General features: G+C 51.3%; 13 protein-coding genes and 1 riboswitch. Of the genes, 8 read left to right on the plus strand and 5 right to left on the minus strand.

The features are described from left to right. From L6466_RS09400 to L6466_RS09425, 6 genes are all read left to right on the plus strand, one after another. Window positions 1-2730: a TonB-dependent receptor gene (locus tag L6466_RS09400; protein WP_237795799.1), complete on the plus strand. Its 2730-nt coding sequence runs from the start codon at window positions 1-3 to the stop codon at window positions 2728-2730. A gap of 23 nt (window positions 2731-2753) precedes the next feature. Then, window positions 2754-3977, plus strand: a complete 1224-nt coding sequence (locus tag L6466_RS09405) for a DUF4876 domain-containing protein (protein WP_237795797.1) — start codon at window positions 2754-2756, stop codon at window positions 3975-3977. Next, window positions 3970-5529, plus strand: coding sequence for a DUF6850 family outer membrane beta-barrel protein (locus L6466_RS09410; protein ID WP_237795794.1), 1560 nt, complete (start codon window positions 3970-3972; stop codon window positions 5527-5529). The genes L6466_RS09405 and L6466_RS09410 overlap by 8 nt, the downstream gene beginning before the upstream one ends. 11 nt (window positions 5530-5540) lie before the next feature. Continuing rightward, window positions 5541-8033: a glycoside hydrolase family 127 protein gene (locus tag L6466_RS09415; protein ID WP_237795792.1), complete on the plus strand. Its 2493-nt coding sequence runs from the start codon at window positions 5541-5543 to the stop codon at window positions 8031-8033. 132 nt (window positions 8034-8165) lie between these two features. Further along, a riboswitch (SAM-I-IV-variant riboswitch) is annotated at window positions 8166-8272 on the plus strand. Further along, complete coding sequence (locus L6466_RS09420; RefSeq protein ID WP_237795791.1) at window positions 8273-8530, plus strand: hypothetical protein; 258 nt, start codon at window positions 8273-8275, stop codon at window positions 8528-8530. It begins immediately after the preceding riboswitch. 1121 nt (window positions 8531-9651) lie between these two features. After that, the gene (locus tag L6466_RS09425; RefSeq protein WP_237795789.1) at window positions 9652-9963 is read left to right on the plus strand and encodes a LytR/AlgR family response regulator transcription factor; all 312 of its coding nucleotides are present in this window, start codon (window positions 9652-9654) and stop codon (window positions 9961-9963) included. A gap of 239 nt (window positions 9964-10202) precedes the next feature. Here L6466_RS09425 and L6466_RS09430 read toward each other — a convergent pair whose 3' ends face one another. From L6466_RS09430 to L6466_RS09450, 5 genes are read right to left on the minus strand one after another with little or no spacing between them, the layout of a single operon-like run. Then, the gene (locus L6466_RS09430) at window positions 10203-11465 is read right to left on the minus strand and encodes a fimbrillin family protein (RefSeq protein ID WP_237795787.1); all 1263 of its coding nucleotides are present in this window, start codon (window positions 11463-11465) and stop codon (window positions 10203-10205) included. Window positions 11466-11502: 37 nt separating this feature from the next. Then, window positions 11503-12528, minus strand: coding sequence for a fimbrillin family protein (locus L6466_RS09435; protein WP_237795786.1), 1026 nt, complete (start codon window positions 12526-12528; stop codon window positions 11503-11505). A 42-nt stretch (window positions 12529-12570) separates the two neighbouring features. Then, window positions 12571-13464 carry a fimbrillin family protein gene (locus L6466_RS09440; protein WP_237795784.1) on the minus strand — a complete coding sequence of 298 codons (894 nt, stop codon included), beginning with the start codon at window positions 13462-13464 and terminating at the stop codon, window positions 12571-12573. 33 nt (window positions 13465-13497) lie between these two features. Then, on the minus strand, window positions 13498-14436 hold the full coding sequence (locus tag L6466_RS09445; protein WP_237795782.1) for a FimB/Mfa2 family fimbrial subunit: 939 nt from the start codon (window positions 14434-14436) through the stop codon (window positions 13498-13500). A gap of 9 nt (window positions 14437-14445) precedes the next feature. Further along, entirely contained in the window at window positions 14446-15654 is a 1209-nt protein-coding gene (locus L6466_RS09450) for an OmpA family protein (RefSeq protein ID WP_237795775.1), read from the minus strand. 1822 nt (window positions 15655-17476) lie between these two features. Here L6466_RS09450 and L6466_RS09455 point away from each other — a divergent pair. Together L6466_RS09455 and L6466_RS09460 are read left to right on the plus strand one after the other, a co-directional pair. Beyond that, complete coding sequence (locus L6466_RS09455) at window positions 17477-17911, plus strand: NUDIX domain-containing protein (RefSeq protein WP_237795773.1); 435 nt, start codon at window positions 17477-17479, stop codon at window positions 17909-17911. 278 nt (window positions 17912-18189) lie between these two features. Next, window positions 18190-21024: a choice-of-anchor J domain-containing protein gene (locus tag L6466_RS09460; RefSeq protein WP_237803079.1), complete on the plus strand. Its 2835-nt coding sequence runs from the start codon at window positions 18190-18192 to the stop codon at window positions 21022-21024. Window positions 21025-21031: the final 7 nt, after the last annotated feature.

Raw genomic sequence — 21031 nt, forward strand, 5'->3', positions numbered from 1 at the left:
ATGCACAGAAGTCACAAACAGTCCCTAGTCCTGGCAATTGCCCTCCTTTTCTCTGCTATATCATTTGCTCAGAAAGGCGGACACACGCTGAATGTCACGGTCACTGAGAAAGGCACCCGCGATGCCATCATCATGGCCACCATGCAACTGCAGCCCATCGGGGCAATGGCCGTGACCGATGTTAATGGTAAGGCTACCATCAACAACATCCCGTCAGGTGAGTACACCCTGCAAATCAGTTATGTAGGTTTCGAACCAGTCAACACACGTGTAAAAATCAGCAAGGACCTGCAGATGCAGTTCCAGATGACACCCTCCTCCCTGTCGCTGCGTGAGGTGCAGGTAGTGGCGCGTCAACGTGAGAGTGGAGCCTCAACGGCCAATGTCATCGGTCGTCAGGCTATCGATCACCTGCAGGCCACGTCACTGGCTGATGTGATGCAACTGATTCCAGGACAGCTGATGGACCGTCCTGACCTCACTGCCAAACAGGGACTGCAACTGCGCACACTTCAGAATAACTCCACCATGGCCTTCGGTACCAGCATCGTTGTGGATGGTGTACCGATGTCCAATAATGGTGAGATAGGCCAGGGTGCCTTCTCTGGCACCGCCTTTGCCGGTTCTGATATGCGTCAGATTTCAGCCGATAACATTGAGGAGGTAGAGGTAATCCGTGGTATTCCCTCAGCCGAATACGGCGACCTGACCAGCGGACTCGTGGTGGTTCATTCCAAGGTTGGTGCCACGCCATGGCAGGTAAAAGCCAAGATTAATCCGGGCCTTCAGAACTATAGCGTAGGCAAGGGTTTCTCTCTTGACAAGGCAGGCATCATCAATGCCAGTTTCGACTATGCCAAGGCATGGGGCGACCCACGTCAGAAGACACGCTCTTTCGACCGTTACACCGCTAATATCGGATGGGGCTATGACATCACTCCCCGCTGGCATGCTGACACCAAACTGCGTTTCATGCAGGCCAAGGACTGGACTGGTCAGGACCCCGATGCCATTCAGGACGGTACTGAGAACAAGTCAAAGACTACCACCATTGGACTTAACCATAACGGACGTATCCGTATGGACCTGCCGTTGATGCGCTCTTTGAAATATACGCTTGGTGTCACCATGACGCAGACCGACACCCGCAACACCAGTTTTGTATCCGTCAGCAGTGGTTTGCTACCCATACTCACGGCTCGCGAGACTGGTTACTACTCAGTTCCATGGGTTACTTCATCCTATCTGGCAACGGGTATCACTGAGAGTCGTCCGGGAAATATCTTCTTTAAGATGACCGATGATTTCTTCTGGCGCAGTGGAAAGACCGTTCAGAGTTTCAAGGTGGGCGTTGACTATCACTACGACTGGAACACAGGCCGCGGCTATTACAATGCCGACGAGAGTCTGCCCTACCGTCCCAACAGCAATGGTCGTCCCCGAGCCTTCGATGACATCCCCGGCCTGCATCAGTTGTCAGCCTTTGTTGAAGACCAGTTCACCTATAATATAAATAAGGTAAACCGCCTGCGCATCAACTTCGGTCTGCGCTTCACGTCAATGCAGCCCTTCAGCGATGTGGCTACCACCGCCCTCTCGCCCCGTCTGAATGCTGCGTTCACCGTGACAAAATGGCTCGACATCCGCGGTGGTATCGGCCTCAACTCCAAGACGCCCGGACTGATGCACCTCTATCCCGACAAGAAATATATCGATGACCTCGTTGGCAATTTCACCATGGCAGCCACACCGGCTTACTACACGCATACCGAAGTCTATGACGTACAGCGCTCCAAGGGACTGAAGAACGCCACGACGACAAAGGTAGAAGTGGGTGCCGACATCAAACTGCCCGGCAACCGCAAGCTGAGCATCCTGGCTTACGAGGATCGTACGCCTAATGGTTTTGAGGCAGCCGCCGACTATTTCACCTATACCTACAATCTCTTCGACGATACCCATATGCCAACAATCGGAAGCGATGGTCAGCCTGATTTCTCTACTGGCTATGCCTATCAGTTCACCTGCTTCGCCACGACCGGTCAGTTGGCTAATACCGATAAGACCATCAACCGCGGTGTGGAGTACGACTTCGACCTTGGAGAGATCAAACCGCTGAAGACAAACCTCTATTTCAGTGGTGCATGGAACGAGACCAAGACCGACTGGAGCACACGCATGAACACTATGTCCGTGCCTGCTGCGCTGCTCACGGGTACAAAGTACGCCGGCCGTAACATTTCACCCGTACGTATAGTCTATCCTTCCGGTCTCGACTATACCCGCCTGCGCCGCTTTGTCACCACGTTGCGTGCCGTCACCCATATCCCACAACTAAATATGGTGGCTTCGTTCACGGCACAGGCTATCTGGCACAACTCTACATGGAGCTACACTGCCGACAAGAATCCTATCGGATGGATCAGCAGCGACCTTGTCTATCATGACATCAACTCTGCCGACTATATCACCTTCGACGGCGGGCAGATTGCCACCAACGATGAGAAGCTGCAGTTGAAATACTCAGACAACGAACCTACGGAGTCGCCTACCACCTGGAACCTCTCGGCCCGTCTGACAAAAGAAATCAGTAAGACGGGAACCCTCTCACTCTATGTGGACAACTGCCTGTTCTACGAGCCCTATCTGAAAGGCAATAAGACATCTACACTCTCACAACGCAACACAGGAAAGTTTGCTTTCGGTGCTGAACTCTCACTGAAATTCTAATTATTCAGAACTGGAGAATGACTATGACAAAAAGACTTCATACGATATTAGTCGCTTGCGGACTGTTTGCTCTCACTTCGTGTGTAGACTATAGCGATGCTACCAGCGAAACATCCGCACGCGTCCAAATCCTGATGCCAAAGGAATTCATTGGCACCTCTACCCTTGCAGGCCATGAGGTTATACTGCAGCAAGGCAGCACGCGTCTCTCTGCCACAACCGATGCCAATGGCGTGGCTACGTTCAATGGCATTATCCCTGATGTCTATGACATCTCGTGCTCATGGGAAATTACAGAGGCTGAGTATCATCAGGCTACAGGCAGCAATCAATCCGTGAGTGGTTGTACTGTCTCTGGCTCGCAAAACTCCCTCCTCATCAAGGAAGAGCAGACCATCACCCTCTCTACGCAGTTGAGCATCAATCAGGACATCATCATTGGCAAGATTTACTATGCTGGCTCTAAAGACAACAACAATCGCAACTACATGGCTGGCAGATTCATTGAGATTTATAATCAAAGTAACAAGGAGATTGATGTGGCAGGCTTTTACATCGGTCTGGTAGAGGCCGAGAGCACGCAGGCTTACACCTTGCAGAACCTGCATGATGCCTATGCCGACTCCGTGGTACTGCTGAAGCAGATCTTCCGCATCCCTGCCACAACCAGCCATAAGGTTGCCGCTGGCGGCAGTGTACTGATTGTAAACAGTGCCATAGACCATACCGCCAACAACACATCAATGGAATACGACCTTTCCGGTGCTGACTTCGAGGCTAAGGACTATAGCAGCAATCCCGTACAGAATAATCCTGCCACACCGGCATTGGAACTTATCTATACGATGTATCCCTCTATCTCCAACATGAATTTGGTACAGAGCGGCCCCTGTGGTGTCGTCATTTTCCGTACCGACGAGGATCCGGCTTCTTTGCCTACGACCTATCCTTACGGCAAGACCAGCGGCAACCAATGGAAACTGCTACCGAAACGTATGATTCTCGATGCAGTGGAAGTGCTTTCCAATAAAAACACCGGTGTTGACGTCGCCACCAAGCGTCTCTATGACGACTTGGATGCCGGCTACACCTATATCAATTCTACCTCTGGTCGTAATGGCGAGGTGGTCTATCGCAAGACCAGCAAGCATGCCACTGATGGTCATGCCGTCCTGATGGACACCAACAACTCCAGCAACGACTTCAAAGTATCTACCACTATCAAGCCCCGCGAATACGATGAATAAGATATTTTCTATAGTTTCACTTGCATCACTAGTCTCACTAGTTTCGATAGAAGCCTCTGCTCAGGAGAGCGAGTATCGCTATGATGATGCCATGCAGCTGTGGCACCAAACCGATAATGCTGCCGGTCTGGGACTTGATAATAGTCGTGACCGTGGTTATGCAGAATTCAATCTGGAGCACCGCAGCGGCGACTATAGCAGGGTGCAGGAAGGTGACCAGCACAACCAACTGAAGTTCACCACCGAACGCTTTCAGCAAATCAGCATGCTGTTCGTAGGCTATGGCAAGTTCCAGTTTGACATGGACCACGCCAAGCACCGCGCCTGGTGCGACGTGATGCGCCCCTACAACAGTAACCCGTTTTTCTCTGGCAGCAGTATCAGTGGCAGTTACGACACGCAGAACTTCGATTGCACGGCCGCTATCAGCACCATCCCCATCCCCCTGTCGGGCGAATCGATGGATCGCGAGATGGCTTTCGGTATCAAGTTAGACTATAAAGTGGGCGACCTCAGTCGTCTGCGCGACCCGCGTTCACGCTCTGAGCTGCTCGACTATAAGCTCACCCCTGCCGCCACCTTCACCTTCGGCTATCACACCCTTGGCGTCAGTGGCTATTACAACCGCCGCAAGGAGAAAATACCCAATATCACCACGGTGCAGACCGATCCCAACCTCATGTATTACACCATGAGTGGCATGGAGAATGCCAACGGAATCGTGGGAGGCTATAGCGGCTTCACACGTGAGTGGGTGAATCATCAGTTTGGTGCCGAGCTCAACTATGGTTATCAGCACGACGGTCTCAATAGCCTTACCTCCGTCAGCATCAGTCGTGGCACAGAGGATGCCTGGGGACAGTACAAATACGAACCGGGCCAGTACACCTCTTATATATATAAGGTGGCATCCCATAACCGCATCAAGAGCGGTGACCTACTCCATCACCTCGACCTCGATATGGACTTCACCCAGGGCTATGCCGATGAATACCGTCAGCAGCTCATTCAGGAGCGCGATGCCGAAAAAGGCTATACCAGCTATCGCTACGAGACGCAGATAGAATATAGGAAGCGTTATCAAGTGAAGACAGCCAATGCTTCATTCCATTATCGCTTTTCCGTAACCGATGGCACCGCCATCAATAGCTACGCCGGTCTTCGCTTCTCTATGCAGCATACCAGCAACAAGCACCTGCTGCCCCTCTCTGATTTCCAGTACGACCACTTCAACGTACAGGTTGAGGCCGGTAAGGCATTCTTCAACAAGCAACTGTGGATTGACCTCTCAGGTACCTATCATTTCGCCAAGAACGTAGAACTGAACCTGGCCGATGCCACGACGTCCTATGCGCAGAATGTATGGCTGGCAGACATGGACTACTACCACGCTAATTACTGGCAGGGTCATGCAGAGGTGAAATACAATTTCCCTCTGACCATCAAACATACACCATCGCAGTGGTATGTCAAGGCCTATGGCGACTACCTCCGCACCAACAATCATCTGGATCAGAAGATGGTTGGACTCTCAATTGGCATTTTCAACTAACCCTTATCATAATGAAAACCAAACTATTCTTTTGTGGACTGATGACGCTGGCAACCATGCAACAGGCCAACGCACAGTCAGAACTTTATCCCAAGCATTTCGACTTGGAAGAAGTAACACTTCTCGACGGACCTATGAAGACAGCCATGGATTTGAATATCCAGATGCTGTTGCAGTATGACGTCGACCGTTTGCTCACACCTTATGTCCGTCAGTCAGGACTGGCCGACACGCAGGATGCCACCAGCCCTTACTACCAGTGGCTCACCAAGCACCCCAACTTCAAGAACTGGGGTGGCGATGCCGGCTTCGACCTCAGCGGTCATGTTGGCGGTCACTATCTGTCGGCACTGGCGTTGGCCTATGCTGCCTGCCATGATGCCCAGATGCAGAAGGTGCTGAAGGAGCGTATGGACTATATGCTCAAAGTCATGAAGGACTGTCAGGACCAGTACGACAACAACAAGGATGGTCTCTATGGCTTCATCGGCGGACAGCCTATCAACGACTCTTGGAAGGCGCTCTATCAGGGCGACCTCTCTAAGATTCAGAAGAACTGGGGCTGGGTGCCTTTCTATTGTCAGCATAAGATCCTGGCTGGTCTGCGCGATGCCTATCTCTATGGCAACAGCAAAGAGGCAAAGGAGATGTTCCGCAAGCTCAGCGATTGGAGTGCCAACCTCATTGCCAAGGTCGACGATCAGGCTTTCGAGGGTTTCCTCAACTGCGAGCATGGCGGCATGAACGAGTCTCTGCTCGATGCCTATCAGCTCTTTGGCGATGCCAAGTATCTGGCTGCTGCCAAGAAATACACTCATAAAGGTATGCTCAACGGCATGCAGACACTCAACCCCGCGTTCCTGGATGGCAAGCATGCCAACACCCAGGTGCCTAAGTTCATCGGTATGGAGCGTATTGGCGAGATGGATGGCGCTGCTGCCAACTACATCACTGCAGCAGAGAATTTCTGGAAGGATGTGGCCACCAACCGCACGGTGTGCATTGGCGGTAACTCGGTGAACGAGCACTTCCTTGCCGCTGCCAACGGCAACCGCTACATCGACCAGCCCGACGGTCCCGAGTCATGTAACACCAACAACATGATGAAGTTCTCCGAGATGCTCTTCGACCGCACCAGCGATGCCAAGTATGTGGACTTCTTCGAGCAGGCTATGTGGAACCATATCCTCTCTACACAGGATCCCAAGACGGGTGGCTATGTCTATTTCACCACCCTGCGTCCACAGGGCTATCGCATCTACTCTGAGCCCAACAAGGGCATGTGGTGCTGCGTGGGCACAGGTATGGAGAACCATTCAAAATATGGTCACTTCATCTATACCCACGATGGTAAGAAGACACTCTTCGTGAACCTCTTCACCCCATCCAAGCTGGTCAGCAAGAACTTCGTCGTCACTCAGGAGACGCAGTTCCCCTTCAGCAACACCACCACCCTCACCATTGGCAAGAGTGGCCGCTATACCCTTGCCCTCCGTCATCCCGCATGGGCAGCCAAAGGCTTCGCCGTTGCAGTCAATGGTGCTCCCATCGACGCTACCGCCCAAACGGGCGAAGCCTCTTATGTCAACATCGACCGCAAGTGGAAGAAGGGCGACAAGGTCACCATCACCCTGCCCATGGAACTGCGCTTTGAGGAGTGTCCCAACTACTCTGACTATATCGCCTTCAAGTATGGACCTATCCTCTTGGGTGCCAACACCACCAATGGCAGCGAGCAACTGCGCAATGTCTATGGCGGCGAGGGCCGTATGGACCACTCACCCGGCGTTATGGGAAGTCAGAAGAACCTGATGTCGGCACCTCTTATCCTGGGCACCCGCTCTGACGTATTGGGTCGCATCAAGACACAGGATTCGTCAAAACTCAAATTCACTATTGACGTGTCACGTCCTGGCGTAGATACCTATAAGTGGACTACCCTCACCCTGCAGCCCTTCTATCAGATTCATCACGACCGCTATATGTGCTACTGGTATCAGCAGACACCAGAGAACTTCGCCAAGAGTGATATGGCTCAGAGCGAGGCAGCCATCGAGGCACTGAAGAACCGCACCATCGACTTCGTGGCTCCCGGTGAGCAGCAGAGCGAGGCCGGCCATGAGTACAACTACAGCAGCGACTCTGGCAAGGGCAGTTACAATGGCGAGAGCTATCGTGATGCCAAAGCAGGCGGTTACGTAGAGTTTGCACTGTTCAACAAGGATGCCGTCACCGACAGCCTGTCTGTCATGTGCCGCTTCACCACAGACGACCGCGGACGTACAGCCACGCTCACCCTCGATGGCACCAAACTGGCCGATATCACCATCCCCGGCAGGGTAAGAAACAGCGAGAATGGTTTCTATAACATAGAATTCCCCATCCCTGCCGAACTGATGAAGGACAGCAAAGGCAAGATAAAGACCAGCTATAAGGTGCGCCTCTCTGCAACCGGCACCACCCCCAACCCAGGTCTTTACTACCTACGACTGGTAAAGAAATAAAAGATAAAATTGTCATAATCACGAGGCGTTATAAGTTATAACGCCTCGTTTTTTCGTTATTACAATTCTTGCCAATTCAAGGAAAATCGAATTTTCTTTTGGTTTTCTGCTCACTAATTTGTACCTTTGCACCCGAAACATCAAGAGCAGTCATCTTCGGATGGACTCGCCAACCGAGCATTGGAAGCCACGGTGGTCAGTACGATGTGGTAGTATTAACTTCAAAAACATTCCAAATTATGCAACAACACATTTATTACATTCGCTATGCCCTGCAATTCGCAGACATGCAAATTCCCGAATTAATAACAGTATTCAATCGCCAGGTCGGCAATCGAGGCTGGACCAGTATGCGTGCCTATCACGACCTGGCCCTCATCGACGAGTTCCAACGTCGAGGCATTGACATCTCCCTGATTAGCGATGGCAAGTCGATTTCATTTGCCCATCCTGTCAGATATGATTTAATCGCCAACCGACTGACCTTCATTGACTGAAGCCCCCTCTCCATAAAAGTACTCCACCCTTGCCGTCTGCTCTTGGCAAGGGTGGAGTTTAATTCTTATCTTATTTAAGTTTCGCTTGTAGAGAAACGACGAGTTGCTTATCGAGAAACAACCTTTCTCGATACTGTTTTTAACGCACAATTGTTTTTGTGTGCAACACCCACCCCAAGAATAGAAATATAGTCTGAAAAGCCTTTAAATACAATATATTCAGCAGGGGTTAGTGTTGTGTCAACACTCCCCCTGACACTAACCCCAACAGTACCCCCTACACTCCCCCTTGAGACTCTTGGCTTTAATTGATAGTGCAGAATTTTCTTTACACTATACGGAAGCAATTTTGCTACCATTAAATGTAGTAATTGCGCCCTCACTAGGAAAAAATATTTTCTTAGGCAGAGCGCAATTTTTTCTTGGTTAAGGAGTAAATAGCCAAGATTAATGGACCTGGAATTTATTTGACACGTGCCGTTAGATTTGATCTTCCCTGATATCCCTAGGGTTGGGTGTCGGGTGGAGTGTTGGGTTGGGTGTTGGGGTTAGTGTTAAGGCAACACTCCACCCAGCGCATTCCCCAGTATTTAAAGGCTTTTCAGGAGATTTCTATGCTCTTGGGTTGGGTGTTGAAGAAGTATCGTCATACTCCATGCTCTTTGAAAGGTAAAGGCATATAAGAAGCAAGCCGTAATTTTACTCCATGCGAGATTACGGCTCGCTTTGGACGAGGTTACGTCTCTTTGATCCGACGCTATACAAAATGACTTACTAATTCAATTATTTGGAATGCAACATAGAAGACTATGAAAGAGACATTATTAGGCAATTCATGATTGACATCAATCCTTCCTGTCACGTAATACCCCCAAAATCTTCACTCGAGTGAATTCATCGAATTAGCTAGCTGAAATCATGAAATCACTCGAGTCAATTCATGAATTCAGCTATATATAGTAAGATTACCTGCTTTTTGTGCTATTTTTCTACCAAGATTCTTGCTCCCTGTTTCTTTTATCCAAAGAATTTGCCGTCGCCCTCGCCTAGAAACTCTTCGGCTGTATAGTCCACTTCGCCCAAGCCTGCAAAGTCCGTATGTAGTAAGGGACGGCTTCTTCGTGAAGACTGATGAGAAGTGGGAGAAGGTGAGGTATGACGAGATTATGTGGGTGAGAGCCTTCGAGAATGGGAGTGTCGTGTTCCTGACCGACGGGAAGAGCCTGATGGTGAATCATCGGCTGTGGCGGATTGAAGAGATGTTGCAGGAGCACAAGAACTTCGTGCGTATCAACAGGTCAGAGATTGTTAATCTGGATGCTGTTGACGGCTTTGAAGGTAACTGCTACTACATCGGCAAGAATCCGCTCTATGCCACTGGCGACTATCGTCAGGGCATGGAAGGTGTCTTCGTCAAGGCAAAGCAGCAATGACGTAAAGATACGGAAAAGCCGCCCGGGAGCCTTCTCATGAGGACTCTCGGGCGGCTTGGTCGTGCTTGCTATGGTCACGGGGTGTGAGGGTTACTCCCACATCACGCTGTGACTATGTCCTTACCGTCTGACCAGTCTGTGCCGTCGGACGGTATTGTGCCCAGCAAGAATTGGTGTCACTGGTTCAAAGAACGATATCGTTTACCTCACGCGGGGTACAGACCCCGAGCGGGGAGCGTTCAGTTCGCCGGCTCAATGGTGAACACAAACTTGGTATTTTGACCCGGAAGACTACTCATACCCATAATATCGCCGCTGAACGATACGCTGGAGGCAGGAGTGCCCGTCCAGGTGCCGCTTTGTCCACTGCCAGACCAGCCTGTGCCTGATGCGTCCCAATCCCCTGTAGTCACTTCAATCTTGGTGAAGTTGCCGAGGGTGGTGGTAAATGTTCCGCCCTGCATGAAATTCTTTTCCCCGAAGTCTATATAGCCGGCAGTTATAGTGACACCGTCCTTGGTGAAAGATTTTCCACTGCCGGTTATATCATCTTTGTTCCACGTTACGGTGATGGGGACGGCGGCCGCCTGCTCCTGTGCCTGTCCGCCTGCGAGTGTCTCGCCGGTGGTCCAGTCCTGTACGGTGACGCTTGCCACCTCAATTCTGTTCTTACCCACTACGAGGTTGAAGGTGTAGCTGTTGCCTGCCTCCAGTTCGGGGATGCCCTTCACGAGGAGGGTGCTGCCTTCGCCGTCGGTCAGCTGGATGAAGCGGGCGCCGCTGTCACCATAGCCAGGCACTACGAGGGCGGTGAAGGTGGAGTTCTGACTCCAGCCCCACCCATCGTTGCTGCCCTGTGCGTATGGCTGGATTTCAGTGCTGCTGCCCGTGGGATTGCCGTCGGCAATGCCGCTGGCTTCGCTGTAGATGCGGACGTTGTCGACGGTCTTCTGGTCGTCACGGTACTGGCTGCCGAAGCCGCTGATGCGTACGATGACGCGGGCCATCTTGCGCTCCAACTGCATCTGGATGTCGCTGCCGCCCTCGGGACGGGAGATCAACTGCTGGCGGGTCATGTAGTCGGCGAGGGCAATTTTCTCCACGCTACTCTGGTCAGTGGGCACGGTGAAGGTGGTCATCGACGTGCCGGTGGTTGCAGGATAGTAAGCCGAGAAGGTGAGCGTTTTCTGTGTCCAGAGGAGGAACTTGTTGGGCACTGCCTCAGTCCATGTCTGGTTCTCGGTTGACGTGCACTGGAAGAGGACGGCCTCCTGATCGTTGGTGCTGACGGCGATCTGGTCGCCCTGGTTGAACTGGCGCTGCGTGTCGTCGGTGGCGACGGCGTTGCTACGGGTGGTGCCCTGGAGCGAGCCTACAGAGAAATTAAGACTCACGGCATTGTCGGGACGGAAGCCTGTTGTGGCCTCGTCGTCGCTCTGGCAGCTGGCGAGGGTGCCCATGAGGGCGAGGGCTGCCATGGAAAGATATTTTGTTGCTTTCATATTCTTATGCTATTTTAGTGTTAATAAAGGTAGTTAATTACTCTGTGCCGAGGTTGTCGCCGGGCTGGTCTTCCCATGAGGTGACGGTGAAGGCGCGGGCATTGAGGGTCGTGGTGTCAAAACCTACGGTGAGGGGCAGCGTGTAGTGCTTGCCCTGCTCAAGGGTGATGGCCTCGGTGTTGGTCCATGAGAAGGAGCGCGTGCCAATCTTGAACGATACGGTCAGGGCGCCGGCGGCAATCTGCTGTGGAACTACGATGCTCTCGTAGGTGGCCGTGCTGTGCTGGTTCGTCTCGGTGGCTGCAGTGAAAGCGCTCTGGTTAGCGAGGATGTCGGCAGCAACGGGTGTAGCGGCAGCGGTCACGGTGCCGTAGTTCTCATTGACAGTCTCCATGGCCTTGAACTGGTAGCCGGCGTTGGTGCCGCTGATGGTGAACTCGGTAATGTCCGAGGCATTGTTCAGCTTCGGGTCATTCTTGTAGAACTCGTTGGCCAGGTCCAGCGTCACGTCGAGCTTCGAGAGGGCGTGGTAGAAGTTGATGACCAACTTGCCGTTCTGCATCAGCGTCTCCTCGATAGAGGGGTTGGCGATGGTCTTAGTCGGCATGGTCAGCAGGTCCTGCTGCTTCAGCTTGGCCTCGGTGCTCTGGTCGGCAGCCACGGTGAGGTTGGCACCGACGATGAATTCATAGTCGCTGAATGTCTTGCCCTGCTTGTAGGCGGCAGTCACGGTGATGCTCTGCTGGTCGTTCTGCCAGAGCATACGGTTTATGGGTGTCCACTCGCTGCCGTCGTACTGTACGGTGTTGAAGTAACTGTAGGTGGCCGATGTGGGGTTGACAATCTTCACCTGGAACTGCTGACCGTTCTGGTTCACGTCGCTGCCAGTGATGCTGGCGCGGGTGGTTACGGCCGTGGGGTCAACGAGGTTGGTGGTGAAGCGCATCACGCCGTCCTCGGGGAACTGCGACTTCTGCTGTACGGTCTCGATAGCGTCGTCGCTGGAGCATGCCGTCAGCGCCATGGCTGCTGCGGCTGCGAAGAAAATGTTTTTGAATCTCATAATACTTTAATTTGAGTTGATTATAAATAATGAAAGAAAATGTTACTGCAATGCCTGTCCGCCGCTGATGGTAGAGCCTTCGGTCCAGTCGTTGATGCTCACCTCGCCGAGCTCAATCTTGTTGCGGCCCACGATGAGGTTGACGATGGTATATTTGCCGGCCTCGAGGGGGATGTCCTCAGCGTGGGTATAGACGTAGGCCTGGCCACCGATGGTGAGCGTGACGGTGCGGAAGCCCGTCTGCGGAATCATCAGGCCGCTGAAACTGCGGGCATAGCCCTCGGCAGCGTCCTTGGCAGTGAGGGCGACAGCGTCCTGCTCACCGGCAGCGTAGGTCTTAGCCAGATAGTCGATGGTACAACTCTTGGCAGCTGTAGCCTCACAGGAAGCCACCTCGGGGGCAGCGTCCCACTGGCTGCGGAAGTTCATGTTCACGTAGAGCTTCGCCATGGCGTGGTCGAAGGTCAGCGAGACGGGGTTCTGCGTGGCAGTGAGTCCGCTCGTTTGGCGGGCCACGAGCAGGTCGCTCTGCTCATAGTCGGTATTGTCCACCGTGTAGGGGTCGGCAGTGAAGTCAGTGACCGTACGTGCCGGATAGATACCGAGGAAGTAGTGGGGTGTCACCATGTCGGCCCAGAGCATGGGCGTGGCGGGTGTCCACTTGCCATCGGTACCGAGGGTGTTCACAACGCCGTTGACCACCTTGTCGGCAGCAACAGCTGTGGCCGAGCCCGTCCAGGCGTAGATGCTAACACCATCGCCAGCGTCGAACACCGTGGTATTGCCCGTGGTCGTGGCGCGGGTCATAGCCCCGATGCTCGCCTCGATGGTGATGTTCTTGGCGGCTTGCTGCTCGGCAGAAGTCGCGTCATCGCTGCTGCACGCTGCGGTCAATAGGCCGAGGGCAGCCAGAGGGATGAATCTGAGTTTTTTCATCTTGTTGTTGTTTTTATTGTGATACATTGTTTATTATTTATTAGTGGGATTCAGGATTTCACCGCTGATGGTCCAGCCCTCCTGCCAGTCGCTGATGGTCATGGCCTCGAAGCGCATGTAGGGAGCCAGAGTGGCATAATTGAAGTCCATGGTGTAGTACATGCCAAGTTCCATGCGGGGGCAGTCGGCTGTACTGGTCAGCACGGTGCCGTCGGGGGCAGTGGTCGTAATGCGCAGCAGGGCGCGGCTCTCGCCGGCGGCGGTAGGCATGAGGTGCTTGCCGTCAAGGCAGTGCGTAGAGGCGTCTTCAGCTGTAGGCGTGAGGGTGCCGAAGTCGGCTGTGGTCTGCTTAGACATTGGCACACCATAGCGGCCGTTGGTATCCTGTTCGGTAAGCAGGACGCTCTCTGCCACACGCTCTACGGCAACAGCGACCTTGGTACCCGCAGGCACACCTGTCACGTTGACGGTGAGCGTGGGCAGCAGGCGCTGGAGTTTGAAGTCGGCCACGGTAATCTCGTCCTCGCGGATGGTGACGTGGGTCACGGCATACCATGACTGGCGGGGCGACGAGGCTGCATCTTTCAGCGAAACGACAGTGGGCGCGAGGAGGCTGCTGGAGCGAGTAAGGTTGGATGCGGTAGCATAACCGGAGGGATCGTCCATATCGGCAGTGACGAGGATGTCGTACTCGCCGGCGGGCAACTGCTGCAGCCAGTCGGCACTCTCCTCAACAGAGCCAAACTCACGGGTGCGGTTGCCTCCGTCTGAGCCTTGTATCCAGAAAGAGAGTGCATCGATGGATGTGATAGCAGGCTCATCGGCCTCGTCTTCCCAGAGGAGCTGCGGAGCCACATAGCCCACAGGCTGCCCCTCATTCTCATTGGGAATAAGCTCATGCTTGTCGTGATAGCAGGCGGAGAGCAGCATCATGGCAGCTGCCGCCATCAATGGAAATATCTTCTTATTCATACGCATCACTTATTTCTTGTCGTTAATAATCAGTTCCACGCGGCGGGCCTGCTTGCTGTCGGCAGCATCGCGGTCGATGCCACGGCCAACAACTGGCTTCAGACGGCTGGCATCAATACCACGGCGCACAAGCAGCGCCTTCACCGCATTGGCGCGACGCTTAGACAATCGGTCGTTGTAGGCGTTGCTGCCGATGTTGGAGGCGTGGCCGATGATGCTCAGCGTTACATCGGGTTGTGCCTTCATCATTTCTGACACAGTATCGAGCTTGTCAGCCTCTTGCTGTGTCAGGCGGCTGCTGTTGTTGGCGAAGTAGATGGCGGGGAGGTCAGCAGGAGCGGTTTCCACCACTTCGGGCTTCTTCTCCTCTACGGCAGCGGTCTCGACCACAGGCTGTTCTACTATGGGCTGCTCTACAGCGGGGTGTTCCTCTACCACTGGTTGTGGTGCGGGCTCAGCAACTATAGGAGCAGGCTCCTCAACAACAGGTGCGGGCTTCTTCTTTCCAAAATGGAAAGCCACCTTCAGGCCTGCCTCATAGATGAGGTTGCTCTTGTGGCAGTACTTGGGGATGTTGTCGAAGCGGTCGCCCGTCAGGCAGGTGATGCCGCCATAGAGTTGGAGGCCGACGTTACGGACCACGCGATAGCCCACGGCAGCCTGACCGCCCAGACCGAGGTGCCACTGGCGGTCGAACTCCTGTTCGTAGCCCGTGGCAAGATGCTTGGTGCGCGTGGTGACGGCTGATAGTTGCGGCGACAGCGTAACAGACCAGCGTGTCGTCGGCTTGGTCAGCAGCGACAGTACGTCGAAGTTGGCCTGCAGCCCGAAGCGCATCCAGCGGGTCTTGGCTTCGAGGTCACGATAGTAGTTGCCCTGCTTGCCGAGGACGGGGGCAAAGGTGAACTCACCGTCGGTAGCGAGCCAGAATGGATCGCAGTCGAGCGACGTCTGCTTCTGTCCGCCCATCGTGGCGAGGGCTTCAACTGATAACAAGCGGCTGAACTGATAGCCGCCGAAGACACCGAACTGAGCACCAACGTTGGTCTTGCTCTCGGTGATGCTGCGGAAGGTGGCCTGACCGAAGGAGGTGCCGCCGCTGAGCCCGGCATACCAGCCCCGCTTGTAGTCGCGGCTGTCACTCTGGGCAAACGCAGTCTGCACCCCTGTGGCCAGCATCGTCAGCAGCATGAGGATAGAAGTTGTTTTCTTCATCATAATAAAAAATGGATTAGATATAGACAAAAAACAATGAGGCTTCCCATTGCAGAAAGCATGGAAAGCTGCGAGTAAGCGAGCGCAATGCAAGCTCGCTTGAACATTGCCGAGCATGAGCAGCTTCGCCAAAGGCAAAGCCGTATATTTACACGCGCGGGGGCGTATGTTATTAGTGGTGGACTGGCAGTTAAGTACCTGAGAGAGAGAGAGAGAGAGTAGCAAAATTATTGGAATGGCCAAGGAAATCGGTCATTCTTTTCACTGCGTTGGCATTATTTAACTCTCTGCGAGATTTCTTCATTAGGCGGATAAAAATACTTAGGTAAAGATTATCTGCTGCAAAGATATAATTTTTTTTAAAAACAGCAAAATATTTACCTAACTATTTTTAAACTGATTACAAAACTATTCAGGAGGTATTCAAAGTACAGAGGGGACGGGTGAGTGTCTCGCTCCGATGGAAGATGGCCGATGGCTGATGTCTGAGGGCTGATTAACCTAGAAACAAAAACGATATTACTGACTTGCAATCCGTCTTCTATAGGATAGTAAAAAATGCTTTTGCCTGCTCTTAGGCAGCAATCACTCTGCTCCTAGGCAGCAATCACTCTGCTCCTAGGCTGCTCCGTGGTGCACTCAAGAGCGAGGCTAGAGTATGGCTGATAGCCGAGATCTTTATTCCAAAATACTTTTGTACCTATATAGACAGAATCAAAGAAACATGGATTATAGATTGGGCTGACGGGAGGATCTGAGTCACTCAATGATATGAAGTTGGCAGGGGACTGGTACTGCCATCCTAAAATGGGATACAATAAAAGCTGGCCACACGTGACCAGCTCTGTATCTGAGTGAAAGAAATCAAGCGGCCGCTCGAACTTGTTCGCTTGCTACCAAAGGGACGCAAGAAGGTCGAATTGCTCATCATCTCTGTGTTTCCACAGCCATGCCACCGTTCCGCACATCGTGGCTCTACCTGATTTCTCCTTTCACGTTGCAAAGATAGAAAGTATTTTCGTTAATTCCAAATATTTGAGAGGAAATCTTCCTAAATCTCATTTTTTTTCTTGTACTATTTGACAAGATTACTTTTTTTACTACCTTAAGTACAGAGGGGACGGGTGAGTGTCTCGCTCCGATGGAATAGGTACAGAGGGGACGGGTGAGTGTCTCGCTCCGATGGAAGATGGCCGATGGCTGATGTCTGATGTCTGAGGGCTGATTAACCTAGAAACAAAAACGATATTACTGACTTGCAATCCGTCTTCTATAGGATAGTAAAAAATGTTTTAGCCTGCTCTTAGGCGGCTATCACTCTGCTCCTAGGCTGCTCCGTGGAGCACTCACGAAGCAGGCTAGAGTATGGCTGATAGCCGAGATCTTTATTCCAAAATACTTTTGTACCTATATAGACAGAATCAAAGAAACATGGATTATAGATTGGGCTGACGGGAGGATCTGAGTCACTCAATGATATGAAGTTGGCAGGGGACTGGTACTGCCATCCTAAAATGGGATACAATAAAAGCTGGCCACACGTGACCAGCTCTGTATCTGAGTGAAAGAAATCAAGCGGCCGCTCGAACTTGTTCGCTTGCTACCAAAGGGACGCAAGAAGGTCGAATTGCTCATCATCACGCAGATGCCACCGTTCCGCACATCGTGGCTCTACTTGGCTTCTCCTTTCACGTTGCAAAGATAGAAAGTATCATTGACAACGCAAAAGAAAAGCACTAAATAGTAGTCATCTTTCTTATATTTTCACTATCTTTGCATCGTTATTTTTATATTTTGCTATCGCCATCACATAAGAAAATAAGCAATGGAATATACATACAAATACCCAAGACCTGCAGTAACAGCTGACTGCGTGGTCATTACAAAGGAGGCGGAACCGAAGGTGCTGCTTATTCAGCGTAGCGCAGATCCATATAAGGGATGCTGGGCTTTTCCTGGCGGGTTCATGAATATGGACGAGACCACGGAGCAATGTGCTATCCGTGAACTGGAGGAAGAGACTGGCCTGAAGTTGGGCACTGTTCGGCAGATAGGTGCGTACTCCAAGGTGGACCGCGATCCACGAGGAAGGACTATCACTGTGGCTTACCTCGCCATCATTGATAAGCCTGCGCAAGTCACTGGTCAGGATGATGCTGCAAAGGCCGAATGGTTCCCCTTATCAGCTTTGCCTGAACTAGCCTTCGATCATGTAGATATCATGGCAGACGCCATCAACTTATTTCACGTTCAGAAATAACTTAAATAAAATATTTTCCAAGTTGATTGCAACCAGGAAACAAATTGGGAAATACTCAATATTCTCCTGCGTACACACGCACATACATGTACGCACGAAGGGTTTTATAAAAACAAGTGTATTGAAGTGTATGTGTATTGATTCCTACGATGGAAAGATTGACCTAAACAAGAAAATGCATGCATCGATACGTATTTTTTTCTTGTTGAGAGAACAATATATCAATAAATAATTGTATCTTTGCGGCGCAAATAAACCTCATTAAAAATCAAATATCGATGACAAAATTAAAACTTAACCTGATGATTATGCTCATGCTATACCTTTTCACTGGCAGCATGAGGGCAGAGAAAAATGTAACGGTCTATGAAGGAACCGATACTCAAGGAATGATTCCCGTCGCTGGTGGCATGTTTAATTATTATAACAAAAGTCAGTATGTGATTCCTGCTGCACAGCTGACAGACATGCTTGGTAGTAACATTTACGCTCTCGCATATCATCTCACCACCGACAACGACAACGAGATGATGGAGGGTAGCGTCAACGTGTATATCAAGGAGGTTGGCTACACCACTATCAGCAGTTTTGAACCGGTTGTCGATCAGGATTTGTACTACCAAGGCCAACTGACACTCTCGAAAGTGGGCAACGAGAGAATGATACTCATGGCACTCAAGACACCCTATTTCTATAAGGGTGGCAACCTGCTCATAGACTTTGAAAACCCAGAAAAGGGAGAAAAGATATCAAAGAAGTTCTATGGCAAAAAAGTCGAGGGCGCTTCTATCGCGGTGTTTGATGCTGATAAAAGTAAACTGGAGAGTAGAACACCCAACCAATATAACTTCATCCCCACGACCACATTCATGTACTATCCATGTCCCGTCATCACAGGCGTTAACACGACGCCCACCTCGGCCACTATCAACTGGACTGGCGAGAACAACAGCTATCGGTTGCGCTATAGCGAGATATCATTCTTCGACGATTTTGAGAATGGACTCGATGGCTGGACAGTGGCGCGCAATGGCCAGGGAACAAACGACACTGACTGGCAGATAATCCAAAATAATGATAATAATGCTTCTTATGAAGGAGACTATGGCGTCATTGTTTACAGCTATCGTAACAAGACGTCCTATAATGTTGACAACTGGCTGATTACACCACAGGTCAAATTAGGCGGTCAACTGAAATACTGGGTGCGTGTCGGCGATTCCAGATTTCCTGAGCACTATAAAATTTACGTCTCGACCACCGAAAAAGATACGACGGCATTCCATTTACTTGCCGAGCCAGGCGATGCCAGCGGCGAATGGACAGAGGTAACCGTTGACTTGAGTGCATACGAAGGCCAGATGGGTTATATCGCCTTCCGCGATCAAAGTAATGACCAGTATAATATGCTTATCGACAACGTCGGTATCTATCCCAACAATCCGGAATGGACTGTTGTAGAAGACGCCACAAGTCCATACACCATCGGCAACCTGAATGTAGATCATTCTTATTTAGTTAAGATAAGCGGCCTCTCTGCCCAAAATGAAGAGGTGTCCTGGGCACAGGTTTCAGTGTTCACCGAAGCTAACCCAACACCCTATGATATCAACGTCAACAGGGGCAAGGACGGGGCTACCATCTCATGGACGGGCTTCAGCGACTCCTATCAGTTTGTGTACAGAAAGTCAGACCACAGTACCTCCTTGTCGCAGAACTTTGAAAATGGATATAAAGGATGGAAGCGTCACGACTGTATCGACGGATCACAAGGCAAGAGTGGTTCTGTTGTGAGCAAGGATGGTAACGCGGGCTTCGCCTTCTTGTCGGACCAGGTACATCATCCACAGTATCTCATCTCGCCCCAATTGGCAAAGACCATCGATGGCACCCAGTTGTCGTTCTACTACAAGAACTACCACACAGAATATCCCGAGTCATTCATGGTGGGCTACAGTTCTACGACAGACGATATAGACGCCTTTACTTTCAGTAATGAAGTGACTGGTATTAAGGACAACCAATGGACGCAATACAAGGAAGACATCCCTGAGGGAACCAAGTATGTCTGCATCAAATATACATCTGACGACATGTACTACCTCTTCGTAGACTGCATCGAAATCAACAAACCGCAGACCGCTACAAACTGGACAGCCATCGGTGACATCTTCTCACCATCGATAACCCTCAACAATCTGGATAGCGACACGCAATACGAATTCACGTTAAGGGGGCTCAAGGATAGCAGACATAGTGTTACAAACCTGATAGCTATCCAGGCATTCACCACACAGGCAGCACTGCAGCTTGCCAACAACGACGCGGAACTGGTGAAAAAGAATATCGACATTCTTGAAGAGAACTGGCACAAAATGGCTGAGGTGCAACTCACTGACCGTACACTGCTCAAGGATGGTTACTGGAACACCCTGTGCCTACCCTTCTCGCTGACAGCCGAACAAATTGCCGCCAGCAGTCTGGCAGGTGCTACCATCAAGGCATTTAACAATAGCGCTGATGGTACCTCACTATCGGCAGATGGCACACTGACAATGAAATTTAATACGGTCACAGACATCGAGGCTGGTGTGCCCTACCTCATCAGGTGGAACAAGGCAGATGGCTATGACCAGGCGGATGTAAACACACGCGACATTAAAGATCCTGTATTCACAGGTGTTACCATCACCAGCACAGAGCCAACACCTATCGTGAGCGAAGACCAGCAGGTAAGCTTCGTTGGACAGTACGCGCCCTTCGAGATTGTAGCAAGTGGAGCGACAGGCGACAATCAAGGCAATAAGAACGAGATTATACTGATGTCGTCGGGCAACAAGATAGGTTACTCGAAAAACGCACGCACCATCGACAATGGCAAGGCGTTGAAATGTTTCCGTAGTCACTTCAAGGTAGCTACTGAGAATGGTCAGCAGGCGCGCAACTTCGTGCTCGATTTCGATGAAGGCTATGAGACAACAGGTATCCTAGTGGTAGAAGAAGATATAAAACAACAGGAGGAGAATTGGTACACAATCGACGGCCGTAAACTCGACAAAATGCCCACGAAGAAAGGACTATATATTTCTAATGGTAAAAAAGTCACTAAATAACAAGGAA

Source organism: Prevotella communis, from assembly GCF_022024175.1.
Classification (GTDB): domain Bacteria; phylum Bacteroidota; class Bacteroidia; order Bacteroidales; family Bacteroidaceae; genus Prevotella; species Prevotella communis.